We start from the raw sequence: 12,757 nt of genomic DNA, 5'->3' as shown, positions 1-12,757 counted from the left end.
TGTGACGCTGTCCAAACGCATATGGACGCGGTGCGTTACCTCCGCATCTCAAGATTGCGGTCAGGAAAATTGACTTCGCGGCGCTGATCGATAAGATAATCTGATGATACATTTGACGATGCGGCAGCTTCGCTATTTCGACGCGCTGGCGCGTCTGGGGCATTTCGGCCGCGCCGCCGAGGCCTGCGCGATCTCGCAGCCGGCGCTGTCGATGCAGATCAAGGAGATGGAGGAGGCGCTCGGCGGCGTGCTGCTGGAGCGCAACGCCCGCCAGGTCGTGCTGACCCGGTTCGGCGAGCAGCTCGCCGAGCGCGTGCGCGAGATCCTGCGCTCGGTCGATGAGCTCGGCGACTTCGCCCGCGCCTCGCGCGACAAGCTCACCGGCCGGCTCCGGCTCGGCATGATCCCGACGATTGCGCCTTATCTGCTGCCCAAGGTGATCGGGAGCCTGACGCGCAAACATCCCGAGATCGACATCCACGTCCGCGAGTCCAAGACGCCGACCTTGATCGAGGAGCTGGTCGAGGGCCGCCTCGATGCCGCCATCGTCGCGCTGCCGGTCTCGGAGCCGTCGCTGACTGAGGTCGCGCTGTTCGCGGAGAACTTCCTGCTGGTGCGGCCGCCGGAATATGAAGGCGCGGCGGTGCCGAGTGGCGAGATGCTGCGCGAGATGCGGCTGCTGTTGCTGGAGGAGGGGCACTGCTTTCGCGACCAGGCGCTGTCGTTCTGCAACATGCAGGCGCCGCGCGAGATGCTCGATGCCTCCTCGCTGTCGACCCTGGTGCAGATGGTGGGCGCCGGCATGGGCGTGACGTTGATTCCGGAGATGGCGGTCGGCGTCGAGACGCGCTCGGCGTCGGTGTCGCTGGCGCGCTTCGCCGATCCGCAGCCGCAGCGCACGGTCGGCATGGTCTGGCGCAAGACCAGCCCGCTCGCCAAGCAACTGATGCAGATTTCCGAGATCGTCGGCAGCGCGGCCCAGGGTCTGCGCAAGCAGGCCTCGGCCGGGCAGGGCCGCAAGCGGCGAGGGTGATCCCAGCCGTCGTGCGTTTCCTCCCGGAACGTCCCGCGATGCGGAGATTTGTCCGTCTCCTGCCGGAGAAGGAGAACGGGCGGCAGCAGCTCTCTACGGCTATGTCGGCGTCGGCTACGGGCCGTACTACGGTCGTCCATACGAGGCCCGTCCATATTGGCGGCACCGCTATGACGTTGGGTGGTCATTGGCCGGCCCGTGGTGGTGAGATCGGCCGATTGATCCTCTGACACGAGGGTCGTCTGCGCGCCAGATCGCGCTGGCGATCTGGCGTGACGGCTAGCCGGCTGACGAGACCTCCCCTGCGCCCCGCTGGGTCGGAACGCGCCGTCGTGATGGCCCCTGATGTCCTGCTTTCCCATGGCATAAGTCTTGTATCGATCTCCGCGAGCGGTTGAACGTCCGACGCGCATGCGGTGTGGCGATGCCGTCGGATTGTGATCTCGGTCGGTCGGTTCGCCGCTCGCGCGGCTTGCTGGTCGAGACCGCGTGCCTGGAGAACGGTCCATGTCTGAGTCGCGCAATGCCCGGGAGCTCTGGGCTGCCACGATTATCGATTGGCTCATCGAGAACGCGAGCCTCAGGCGGGAGCGCGTCGACCTCGCGCGGAAGTTCACCCAGGAGCCCTACAATCTAAGCGTCGTCAGGGTCCTGACCATGATGGACGAACTCGTTGCGCGCCACAATGCAGCGAGCGGCGCCAGCCTCGTGCTGTCGCAGAACTGGCGCCTGGCGCATCGCAGCGACACGGTCGGTGACTTCATCGCGGCTTTCCTGCAACTGGTGCTTCCCGAGGGGCGCGGCGCCACAACGGACGACGCCGCGAGGGACAACGGCGTAGCGACGCCCGGCGACGCGTCGGAAAGCCGACAGGGCCGGACGCAGTCGCGCCGCATCGATGCGCTGCGGGCTAGTCCGGGCGGCGACTGGAAGCCGGTCGATTTCGAGATCATCGCCTCGCAATACGCGATCAAGTTTCGCAAGATCACCGGCACCCACGAGGTGTTCCTGCATCCCGCGGTCCCGAATTGCGTGACGATCCCGCTGAAGGCGAGGATCAGGCCGCCGCATGTCCGGGCCTTCGTGGCGATGATCGACGGAATGGACGAGGCGGCGCGATGAGCGATTCCCGCGTCTATGCCTATGAGGTCACGGCGCTCGGCGCCGAGGATGGCGGCGGCTTTCTCGTCACCTTCCCTGACATTCCCGGGGTCATCGGCATCGGCGCCCACGCTGAGGAGGCGGTTGCCGACGGTCAGCAGGCGCTGTTGGCATGTCTCGACGCGCTCAAGGCCGTCGATCGCGGGCCGCCGGTCCCGGCCGCGGCGCGAGCTACCGTGCCGCTGGCGTGATTCTTGATGTGAGGTCCGGGACGCCAATGCGACGGGAGACAGCATGCCATTGACAGAGGACGCCATCCAGGTCGGCAAGTGCTACAAGACGAAGATCGCCGAGAGCTACAAGGTGCTGTCGATCACGCGCGGCATCGTCACCTATCAGACGCTGACCTCGCCCTTGCGCATCAACACCGGCATCAAGGCGTTCGCCGACGCCGTCTACAAGGAGATCAACTGTCCGCGGCAGGGCTAGCGATCCGGCGGCGGCCGTATCGTGCGGCACGCGGACCGGGGGCAGGCGGCAGGCTCGGGGCGGACAGAGAGCGCACCACCTCTCCTCCGTCATTGCGAGGAGTGTCAGCGACGAAGCAATCCAGACTGCCTCTACGGAAAGACTCTGGATTGCGTCGCTGCGCTCGCAATGGCGTGGAGAAGGCTCGCCTTTGTTCACGCGCTGCGGAGGTAGGAATGAAAGTCGAACAGCGCGATGACGGCGTGTTGGCCGTCGTCGACGAGGAAGGCCGCGTCTGGGCGCAATGCGCGCGGTCCTCGCAACATGCCGATGAGACGGATTACGTGATCGAGGGGCCCCTCAGTGGATTCGTCTATGAGGACGGCACGTTCACGGCGGACAGCGAGCAGGCCTTCCGCGCCTGGCTCGCCGACCGCCTGATCAGCGACGAGATCTTCCATGTGAAGGACAGGGAGACCGCGTTGGCTCTGTGCCGGCGTATCGCGATCGCGGCCCGCGAGATCCTGAAGGACAAAGCTGGCCCGGCTCATTGTTGAGTGTCCCTGCGTTCCCCTGCGCCATCGCAGATCGCGATCCGGGCCTCAGCCGAGGTCCGGCCTTCCTCGCGCGCTCTCCTCATTCAGAGGGACATGATCGATGCACGACCTGGGCGCAGTGCGCCGCGCGGGATGAGCGGCAAGGTATCGATCGGATTCGTCGATTTTGCTGCGTTCTCGTTCGATTTCGATTGAGTTCGTTGCGGTTTGTTCGGATCGTTTCTGGTGCGGCCCGTCGGGGGCAACATCCTCTCTAGGCTGAAACAGGGGTTCGATTCCCTAGAGAACCTTAAGATCACTTGGCAATCAGGGGGCCACCTCGTGTTGTCCGGAAGCCATCATTGGTACACAATGCATTTTCCGAGAGCTGGCAAACCCTGAGTCCTCAAGAAAAGACCGGCTGGAGGCTTGCCTGGGCCGTAGAGCCATCCTGCACACAAGCGGCTGAGCTTCGCGATTGGGAAGTCCCGCCCAGTCTAACTGAGGGAGTGTCAGTCAAACTCCCCCGTCAGATAACGACCTTCCGCCACTTGCAGCGCATGATCGTCTCGGTGTTGCCGGATGGATTGATGTCGGTGCCGACAATGACCGTGCCATCGGCGGCGACGCCGTTGTGCCGGCCTGAGATATTAATCCGGAAGCAGTCGGCGGACAGGAATCGATCGCATACCAGTGGCCGCAGTCTGGCGAACCGCGTTCTGACGCGGGAAGCAGGAAAACGCGAGAGTGTTGCCCCGCAACAGCCGCCCTTTGCGGGTCAACGTGGAGAGCAGAGTACAGATTCTGTAACGAGTGCAGTTAACGCGTAAGGAGGCCTTGCGGTAGCGTAGGCTTCCCCGGCTGCGCTATTTCAGCGTCGACAGATAGGCGACGACGTCGGCCCGCTCCTTCGCGTCCGCCAATCCCTTGAAATACATCTTGACGCCGTGAACGTCCCCGCGCGGATCGGCGATATAGGCATCCAGCGCGGTCGTGGTCCAAGGCGCGTTGTTTTTTTTCATGCCCTCGGAGTAGGCGTAGTCCGGTACAGCCGCCGGTTGCCGTCCGACGATGTTCCAGAGGCTCGGGCCGACCTTGTTGATGCCTATCTCGGCAGAGTGGCAATTCTGGCAGATGCGCTGGAAGATGCCCTTCCCAGCGACGGGATCTCCATCCAGCGCCTGGGCGCTCGACGCCAGACCTGCGAGAACAACGACAAGAGCGATGCGGCGGAGCATGCGAATCCTTCCCTTTTGATCCGGAGCGGGCGCGGGCCAGCCCCGCGGCCAGGCCGGTGAGCAGATCGGTGCAGATGATCTGACGACAGCCCGGCCCAAGTCCTTGTTCTGGATCAAGCCGCGCAGTTGCCGTTGCTGCTCAATTGGCTTAATCTTCTAAAAAAACGAACGATCACGAACACGAAACCCAAGTGTCGTTCTGGGAGGTGCCCGGTGGGAGACGCCGATCCTCGGCCCGCGCGTCCGTCTGGCGTGATTGCGGCGAAGTCGAAGGCTGCGACGGAGGCCGCCGCGGCGGCCGACATCTGCGGCCAGGTGCCGGCTGACGGCTTGGCCATGGTGCTGATCTTCCTGTCGCCCCACTACGACCCAAACGCGTTCATGGCGGAAGTGACGACCCGTCTCGCAGACATCCCCGTGTATGGTTGTACGACGGCTGGAGAGCTGTCGCCCGATGGCTGGGACGACAACAGCGTCGTCGCTCTCGGCTTTGCCGCCGATGATTTCACGGTATTCGCACAGCCCATCTTCGGGCTGTCGGGCTTCCGCGTCGACGAGGGCCGCCGCCTTGGCGTCCAGTTGAGGCAGGATCTGTCGCGGCACGGCGGTCGCGACGATGACGGCGTGTTCGGGCTCGTCCTGATCGACGGCATGTGCCAGCGCGAAGAGGCGATCATGTCGGCGATCTATGCGTCGCTCGACAATATCCCCTTGGTCGGCGGGTCGGCCGGCGATGGTCTGCGCTTCGAGCGCACCTGGGTCTTTCACGACGGCAAAGCGCATACGGACATGGCGGTGCTGATCCTGATCAGGACGTCATTGCCGTTCCGGCTGTTCAAATGTGACAATTTCGAGCCGACCTCGACCAAGATGGTGGTGACGGAGGCCGATCTCGAACAGCGTATCGTCAAGCAGCTCAATGCCGAGCCGGCGGCGGAGGAATATTGCCGCGCGGTGGGCATCGCGGATTCCGAGCTCGACCCATTCCTGTTTGCAGCCCATCCGGTGCTGGTGCGCGTCGGCGGCTCCTATTTCGCGCGCTCGATTCAGCGCGTTAGCCCTGACGGCTCGCTGCGGTTCTTCTGCGCGATCGACGAAGGAATGGTGCTGACGGCGGCAAGGTCGCGCAACTCCGTGGCCGCCGCCCGCGAGATGCTGGCCGAGGTTCGAGACGACATCGGCGAGGTCTCGATCTTCATCGGTTTCGAGTGCATCCTCCGTCGTCTCGACGCTGAGCAGCATCAGTTCGCGCGGGAAATGTCCGAGCTCTATCGCGATAACCGGATCGTCGGGTTCCATACCTATGGTGAGCAGTACGGTTCAATGCACGTCAATCAGACGTTGACCGGCGTCGCGATCGGCAAGCGTCCAGGGGCGCAGCAATGACTGTCGTCGGGTCTCCGGAAGACCTGCAGCGCGAGGCGGCCAAGCTCAGGAAGATCAATGCCGCACTGATGTCCCGGGTCGAGCGCTCGATGGACCAGCAGTTCAATGCGTTCTCACTGTTCGAAACGGCGATCGCACTCGATCAGCAGGTGCGCGAGCGGACGCAGCAGCTGCGCGATGCGCTGCGTTCGATCGAAACGGCCAACAAGGACCTGTTTCGGGCCAAGCAGCAGGCCGAAGCGGCCAGCTCCCTGAAATCCTCGGTTCTCATCTCCGTCACGCATGATCTGCTTCAGCCACTCAACGCGGCGCGGCTGACGCTGTCGACCTTGGCGGACGAAGTCTCGTCTGATCGTGGCACAGCCATGGTCGGCCAGGTCGACCATTCGCTGGCCATGCTGGAAGATCTGCTGCGGTCCCTGCTGGAGATTGCCAAGCTCGATGCCGGAGCCCTGTGGCCCGACGTGAGGCCCGTTCTGATCTCGAGCCTGTTCGAGCCGCTCGAACGCGAATTCGCCCCGATCGCGGCCAAACGCGGGTTGTCCTTGCGCATTTGTCCCTGCTCGGTCGCGGTGGTCTCGGATGCTATGATGCTGCGGCGCATCTTGCAGAATCTCCTCGCGAACGCTCTGCGCTACACGCGGCGAGGCGGCGTCGTCATGGGATGCCGGCGCGGACCGGGGGCAGGCCGGGTTCGCATCGAGGTCTACGATACCGGCCCTGGCATTCCCAAGCCGCAGCAGGAAGCGATCTTCCTCGAATTCCAGCGCGGTCATTCGAGCGCCGAGGACCAGGCCGGCTTTGGGCTCGGCCTGTCGATCGTCCGTCGCTTCGCCAATGCATTGGACCATGAGGTCAGGCTGGCTTCGCGGGTTGGCCATGGATCCACATTCAAGCTCGCGCTCGACCGGGCGGACCCGGCAGCCGTACCGCCGGATCCGCATCCTGCTGAGCACGTCGAGCACGATTATGGCGGGCTCGAAGGCGCCAAGATCCTGTTGATCGAAAACGACCTGGCCACCGCCGATGCCATGGTCGGTCTGCTGGAAAAATGGGGCTGCGACGTCGTGGCCACGGTCTCGTCGAAGGACGCGCTGCAGCGCCTGAGTGCGCTCGGGGCGGCCCCCGAGGCGATCATCGCCGATCTTCACCTGGATGGCGACGAGAGCGGGCTTGCCGCCATCCGGGACATCCGGCAATTCCTCAGCCGAGATGTTGCGGCCATGATCGTCACCGCTGACTATTCCGAAGATGCAGCCAGGGAAGCGAGCCAATACGGGCTCGAGATCCTGACCAAGCCGGTCAGGCCTGCGGAGCTTCGCGCGCTGTTGTCGTTCCTGCTGTCATGAGCGCGTCAACGCCGCTCGCCCGCGCCGGCATGCGTGGCCCGCTGATGAGGTTCACGAAGTCGATCTTTTCCATCTCGATGATGGCCTTGGTCCGGCTCATCACGCGGAGCTTTCGCAGGATTTCAGAGACGTGGACCTTCACCGTCGTCTCGCAGATCCCGAGTTCGAAGGCGATCTGCTTGTTCTGCAGTCCGCGGCGGATCAGGTCGAGCACGCGCAGCTGCTGCGGCGTCAGCTCGTGAAGACGCTTCAGGAGATCTTGAGCGGGAAGTCGGCCACGGCGCACGCCGGCGCAGAGGGAGCCACCTTCAACGTGGACTTCGCCGCGCAGCACCGCCTTGATCGCGTCGGCCAGTTGCTGCTTCGAGGTTGATTTCGAAATATAGCCGGAGACACCCAGCGCGAGAACATGGGCGACGAGGCGCGGGTCCTGATGCGCGGAAACCACCAGGATCGGTGTGCGCGGCGCGGTCTTGCGAATGCGGATCACGCCGGAGAGCCCGGTCGTTCCGGGTGTTGAGAGGTCGAGCAGGATCAGGTCGAATCTCGGAGGCGATGACAGAAGATCGACGGCCATGTCGATGGATGTTGCCTCGCGCATCTCGGCATCAGCCAGAGCGGGGCGGATCGCGCTCTCCAGCGCCTCGCGAAACAGCGGATGGTCCTCGACGATGAGCAATCGAGCCACGTGCCTGTCACCCCCCGGCCGGATCGGAGATCCGGTTTGTTCATTGTCGCGGATCTGACATTCAAACCAGTGCGCGCGCTGCGTCTTCGAAAGAACGTCAGGGCCGGAGCACCAGCGATAGCGCGTCGGTCGGCCTCAATCAACGACCAAGACGCCATCAACGGTGCGACGCCTGCGGCGGCCGCGACCTCCTGCAGCGCAGCAATAGCGCTACGGGTGCTTTCTGCGCGAGACGTTGCGCGATCCCTGGCGGTCGGCCGGAACGGGCAGCGCGATCTTGCCGATCTCGATAACGGCCTTGTTGCGGCTGAACAGGCGGAGTTTTCTCAGGATCTCCGTGATGTGCGCCTTGACGGTCGACTCCGCGAGCTGAAGCTCGCCCGCGATTTCCCGGTTCTGATAGCCACGCCTGATCAGGTCGAGGACGCGAAGCTGTTGTGGGGTCAGCTCCTCGAGGCGCGCCTGCAGCGCGCGGGCGGAGCCGTTGCCGTGGCGCTCCGCCACGGGCACGAAGTCCTTCGGGACCGAGATCGAGCCGCTGAGCACGCGCTCGATCGCGGACGTCAGCTCACGCTTCGAGGTCGACTTCGGCAGATAGCCGGCGGCGCCGAGCGAAAGCGCCTCGCGCACGACGTTGAGGTCTTCATCACTGGAGACGATCGCGACCGGAAGCCGGGGATGCGTGGCACGAAGCCGCAGGAATCCTGAGAAGCCCACGGCATCGGGCAGCGTCAGGTCGAGCAGCGCCAGGTCGATGTCGGGTTCTAGCGCGAGGGTGTTGAGCGCATCGGCAATCGACAGCGCCTCGAAGATCTCGGCGTCAGGATGCGCCAGACGCACCGCATTGCCGAGGGCTTCGCGAAACAGCGGATGATCGTCGATGATCAGAAAGCGCGTCATGTCCGCCCCCCCCCCCCTCACTTGCCCCCTGTACGCGCCGGGTGATCCGGCAGATCGAGCGGCCGGTGTCCGCCTCCTTCAATTGGCCGTTTCGGACGACTGCACGGTCCGCAGGAACGCATAGATGCTCTCGAACTGCTCGTCGGTAAAGACCTCCTTCCAGGCCGGCATGCCCTTGGACGGACGGCCTTCATGCACGGTGGTCCAAAACTTGTCGCGCATATCCTCGCCATAACGGGTCTGCAGCCGCCGCAGGTCGATCTTCCGTTCCGCCTGCACGGCGTCCGGTCCATGACAATGTGCGCAGGTGCCGTTGAAGATCTCCTTGCCGGCGCTGACCGCCTCGGTCGTGGAATCGCTCGCAGCAGCCGAGTCCGAAACCCTGATCACGGCCGCCTCGGCGACCGGCTGGCGGAGAAGCTGAGCAGGGCCGGCCAGCGAGGCCAGCTTGATTGGGCCAGGCAGCGCGCCGAGCCTGATCGGTGGTTCGCTCGGCAGCCCGTATTTGCCAGCCAGCTCGGCTATCAGCGGTGCGAGCTGCGGCAAGGCGGCGTCGATCTGATCGCGCAACTGCGTGGAGCTCTTGGCAAAGCCGATCGCGGCATCCCAGGACAGACCGTCGCCTTCGACCGGCTGGATCCGGAAGCTGCTCTGGTAGGTCGTCTTGTTCAGCCAGCCTGCAACCGGTCCCCAGACGAAGGCGACGTCGGCCTTGCCCTGTGCCAGCGCCGCCAAGCCTTCGTTCGGCGTCAGCACCGTCACCTTCTCGATGTCGTCGCGCTGGGCCAGCAGATTTTGCGGCGTGGTCTGGTATTGCACGGCGACGCGCTTGCCTCGGAGGTCGTCGATGCTGTGGACGACGAGCGTTCCGCGGCTGACAAGCGCGTAGGTCTCGGTCGCGATCTTCTTCGAGAAGATCACCGTCGGTCCCATGAAATCCGAGGACAGCGGCAGGCCGATCATCGCGTCGCACTGCTTGCCGAGCAGCGTCACGCGCACGGTTCGCTTGCCGAAATAGGATTTGTACCAGTCATACGTCACGGGCCGTCCGAGCTGCTGTGACAGCGCCTGGCCGACCTCGAGGTAGAATCCCGGCTGCGTTGGATTGTCGCTCGAGAATGGAAGATTGGTCGGATCCGCGCAGAGCCGCAGCGGGTCCGCCTCGTTGGCCAGGCCCGCCGACGATGCGGCCAGCACGGTGGAGGCCACCAAGGCGACGAGTGCCGTCGCGCTTGCTGCCAGTTCGGCGGCGGCCCGCCACTTCGAGCCAGTCTGACGGCGATTCAGGCGCATCCTCGATCCCTCGGGTCTTGTTTATCTGTTTGTACGGTTCGGTCTCGCGGCCGGGCCGTCTTCGTCCGCTTGATGCGGATTGGCTAAACGCTGCGCGTGTCCCCGCGGCCGGGGGCACGCGCAGCCGTCGCGAGCGTTGCGGCTATTGGACCGCGAACACGAACAGGGCGCCGCCCTCGGGAGCCGCGTTCGTCATCTTCTTGCCGATCTCGCCCAGGAACGCCGGGATCGAGGCGGTGCGGCCGACGACGACAGCGACGTACTGCTTGCCGTCGACGGAGTAGGTCACTGGACCGGCGCCGATGCCGGAGCCGAGATTGCGCTTCCACAGGATCTTGCCGGTCTTGGCGTCGATGGCGCGGAAGTCGCCGTGAAGATTGCCGGAGAACACCAAGCCGCCGGCGGTGCTCAGCGTGCCGCCGTTGAACGGAAGGTCTTCCTGAATCGACCACACCTTCTTGTTGTTCACGGGATCCCAGGCAATGAGCTCACCGAGGAAGCCGCCGGGGCCTTCCTTGGTCGGGAATTCCGCACCGAGATAGAACACACCGCGCTTGTAGGAGACGTCGCTGACCGACCAGTCCATGCAGACATTGTTCGCCGGGATGTAGACCAGCCCGGTGTCCGGATTGTACGACATCGGCTGCCAGTTCTTGCCGCCGATCAGGTTCGGGCAGACGTCCTTGACGGGATGTCCAGGGCCCGGCCGTTTGTCCGGATCCTCGACCGCGCGCAACGTCGAGATGTCCCATTTCTGCGCCCAGTTGGCGAAGACGTACTTCTCGGCCGAGATCACCTTGCCGGTCTCGCGGTTGGCCACGAAGAAGAAGCCGTTGCGATCGGCCTTCATCAGCGTCGGGACAGCCGCACCGCCAACCTTGAGATCGGCGAGAATAGCCTCGTTGACGCCGTCATAGTCCCAGGCATCGGCAGGCGTCGTCTGGATGTGCCACTTGATCTTGCCGGTGTTCGGATCGAGCGCCAGCGTGGACGCCGTATACAGATTGGTCAGCTTGCCGAAATCGCCATTGCCGGTCGAGCGCACAGCGGTGTTCCAAGGACCGGGGTTGCTGGTGCCCCAATAGACCGTGTCGCTCTTCGGATCGTAGGAGCCGACCAGCCAGGCCGCGCCGCCGCCATGCAGGCCGGTGTCGCCCTTCCAGGTCTCGCTGCCGGGCTCGCCGGGCGCAGGCACGGTAAAGGTCTGCCAGACCAATTTGCCGGAGTTGATGTCGTAGGCCTGCAGCGAGCCGCGCACGCCGTACTCGCCGCCGCCGAAGCCGGTGATGACCTTGTCGCGCACGACCAGCGGCGGCGAGGTGATCACCGAGCCCTGCTTGTAGTCGACCACCTTGGACGCCCACAGCTCCTTGCCGGTGGCGGCATCGAGCGCGGTCAGCTTGCCGTCGAGCCGGCCGACGAACAGCTTGCCGTCGGCATAGGAGATGCCGCGGCTGTTCACGTCGCAGCAGGCATATTGCAGCGTATCGTCCGGAATGTCCGGCTCATAGGTCCATTTGCGCGCGCCGGTCGCGGCATCAAGCGCATAGACGTATTTCGGCCCCCACGACGTCGAGACGTAGAGCGTGTTGCCGATCACGATCGGCGAGGCCTCGTTCGAGCGTAGCGAGGCCAGCGAGAACGAATAGACCAGCGACAGCTTGCCGGCGTTCTCGGTGTTGATCTCCTTGAGCGGGCTGAACCGGGTGTTGCCGTAATCATGGCCCGCCATCGCCCAGGCCCCGGGCGCGCCGGCGGCCTTCAGCGCCGAGTCGTTGGCGCGGACGCCAAGCGTGCCGGCGACGAGGAAGGCAACCGTCGAGATGCCAGCCAAGAATCTCCTGCTCGTGAAATTCATCAGTTCCCTCCGCATATTTCTTTGTTGTGGCACGTGCGCGCCAAGCCCCAGATGTGCAGTCGCGCTGCAAGCATCGGGAGCGATTACAGCATCAGCTCTGCCAGGCTCTCATAGGCGGAAGGTAGTAGGCCGTGGGGCCGCCGTTGAACGTCGATTCTCCAGCAGTTTCGCAGGCTTATGAAGTCCGGACGCCAAATGTCCGACTTCAAAACGATGGTCAATCGCGTGATCAAGGAAGCGGGTATCGACAAATTCACGATACGTGACTTGAGGCGCAGCTTACGCACCGTCATGCCGCGCGCGTCTACGTCCCATCAATAAAAAAGCCCGCCGGCAATCTGGGCCATCAGCGCGAGAGCAGGGGTGGTCCGGCAGAGGGCAGCGGACGAGGCACTGACGACTGCACAGCCGCTGACTGTGCCCTGGGTTGCGAGGGTTTATGCTGCGGGATCGGGGCCGCCTGCTGCTGGGACAGCGACGAAGGCGGGGTTGTTGACATTCTCTGTCTGATGTCGTCTGCGACAGCTTGCAGCGTCGCAATGCTCTGGGTCATCTGTTCTTGCTTGGCGGTGAGTTGCTCGACGCTGCGCCGCACGACATCGAGATTGAACGCCAGGGGCTCAAGCTGCTGCATCGGGTCCGGGACAGTTGCAGCAATGGCTGGCGACTTCGTCGTCGAGACGGATAACAACCAGCCCAGCGATGGAGCCCGGGCCACCACCTTGTCCCTTGCTGCGTTACCGTAGGACTGCCAGGCAAGGGTGGCGCCGATACCGATGAGAACTGCAATAACGAGCCGGGCAAGGGTGTGGAGTGTTCGCCTGCCAATCGACGGCTGGTCGCTCGCGATATTGTCGTCCTTGAGGCCGGAGGGGCGAGGAGAACGGCCAGGCGGTTTCATGGGCCC

At 64.2% G+C, this 12,757-nt stretch carries 13 protein-coding genes; 7 read left to right on the top strand and 6 right to left on the bottom strand.

The features are described 5' to 3' along the window. The first annotated feature begins 103 nt into the window (after positions 1-103). The 5 genes from QX070_RS00125 (at position 104) to QX070_RS00105 (ending at position 3,159) form a co-directional block, all read left to right on the top strand. Positions 104-1,033 carry a hydrogen peroxide-inducible genes activator gene (locus tag QX070_RS00125; RefSeq protein ID WP_315733724.1) on the top strand — a complete coding sequence of 310 codons (930 nt, stop codon included), beginning with the start codon at positions 104-106 and terminating at the stop codon, positions 1,031-1,033. Positions 1,034-1,540: 507 nt separating this feature from the next. Next, positions 1,541-2,155 (top strand): hypothetical protein, encoded by a 615-nt coding sequence (locus tag QX070_RS00120; RefSeq protein ID WP_315733722.1) that lies wholly within the window; start codon positions 1,541-1,543, stop codon positions 2,153-2,155. Then, a complete protein-coding gene (locus tag QX070_RS00115) occupies positions 2,152-2,385 on the top strand; it encodes a type II toxin-antitoxin system HicB family antitoxin (RefSeq protein ID WP_315733720.1) in 234 nt (77 codons plus the stop codon). Before QX070_RS00120 ends, QX070_RS00115 begins: the two co-directional genes overlap by 4 nt. Positions 2,386-2,428: 43 nt before the next feature. Next, on the top strand, positions 2,429-2,623 hold the full coding sequence (locus tag QX070_RS00110) for a hypothetical protein (protein WP_315733718.1): 195 nt from the start codon (positions 2,429-2,431) through the stop codon (positions 2,621-2,623). A gap of 215 nt (positions 2,624-2,838) precedes the next feature. Beyond that, positions 2,839-3,159, top strand: a complete 321-nt coding sequence (locus QX070_RS00105) for a hypothetical protein (RefSeq protein WP_315733716.1) — start codon at positions 2,839-2,841, stop codon at positions 3,157-3,159. Positions 3,160-4,004: 845 nt separating this feature from the next. Here the strand turns inward: QX070_RS00105 and QX070_RS00100 are convergent. Beyond that, entirely contained in the window at positions 4,005-4,376 is a 372-nt protein-coding gene (locus tag QX070_RS00100) for a c-type cytochrome (RefSeq protein ID WP_315733714.1), read from the bottom strand. Positions 4,377-4,589: 213 nt separating this feature from the next. Here QX070_RS00100 and QX070_RS00095 point away from each other — a divergent pair, with 213 nt between their 5' ends. Beyond that, entirely contained in the window at positions 4,590-5,762 is a 1,173-nt protein-coding gene (locus tag QX070_RS00095) for an FIST N-terminal domain-containing protein (RefSeq protein WP_315733712.1), read from the top strand. Next, the gene (locus QX070_RS00090; protein WP_315733710.1) at positions 5,759-7,111 is read left to right on the top strand and encodes an ATP-binding protein; all 1,353 of its coding nucleotides are present in this window, start codon (positions 5,759-5,761) and stop codon (positions 7,109-7,111) included. The genes QX070_RS00095 and QX070_RS00090 overlap by 4 nt, the downstream gene beginning before the upstream one ends. Here the strand turns inward: QX070_RS00090 and QX070_RS00085 are convergent. The 5 genes from QX070_RS00085 to QX070_RS00065 all read right to left on the bottom strand — a co-directional run bounded on the left by QX070_RS00085 (position 7,065) and on the right by QX070_RS00065 (position 12,751). After that, on the bottom strand, positions 7,065-7,799 hold the full coding sequence (locus QX070_RS00085) for a response regulator transcription factor (protein WP_315733708.1): 735 nt from the start codon (positions 7,797-7,799) through the stop codon (positions 7,065-7,067). The two genes, QX070_RS00090 and QX070_RS00085, sit on opposite strands and share 47 nt — an antisense overlap. 210 nt (positions 7,800-8,009) lie before the next feature. Then, positions 8,010-8,699, bottom strand: coding sequence for a response regulator transcription factor (locus QX070_RS00080; protein WP_315733706.1), 690 nt, complete (start codon positions 8,697-8,699; stop codon positions 8,010-8,012). 78 nt (positions 8,700-8,777) lie between these two features. Beyond that, entirely contained in the window at positions 8,778-9,992 is a 1,215-nt protein-coding gene (locus QX070_RS00075; RefSeq protein ID WP_315733704.1) for a c-type cytochrome, read from the bottom strand. A 142-nt stretch (positions 9,993-10,134) separates the two neighbouring features. After that, positions 10,135-11,826, bottom strand: coding sequence for a PQQ-dependent methanol/ethanol family dehydrogenase (locus QX070_RS00070; protein ID WP_409999152.1), 1,692 nt, complete (start codon positions 11,824-11,826; stop codon positions 10,135-10,137). Between the two features lie 370 nt (positions 11,827-12,196). Further along, positions 12,197-12,751 carry a hypothetical protein gene (locus tag QX070_RS00065; protein WP_315733700.1) on the bottom strand — a complete coding sequence of 185 codons (555 nt, stop codon included), beginning with the start codon at positions 12,749-12,751 and terminating at the stop codon, positions 12,197-12,199. Between the last annotated feature and the right edge of the window lie 6 nt (positions 12,752-12,757).

This window comes from Bradyrhizobium sp. SZCCHNR1093 (genome assembly GCF_032381175.1).
Classification (GTDB): domain Bacteria; phylum Pseudomonadota; class Alphaproteobacteria; order Rhizobiales; family Xanthobacteraceae; genus Bradyrhizobium.
The sequence above is the reverse complement of the archived record's forward strand: the minus strand, read 5'-3'. Positions and strand labels throughout refer to the sequence as shown.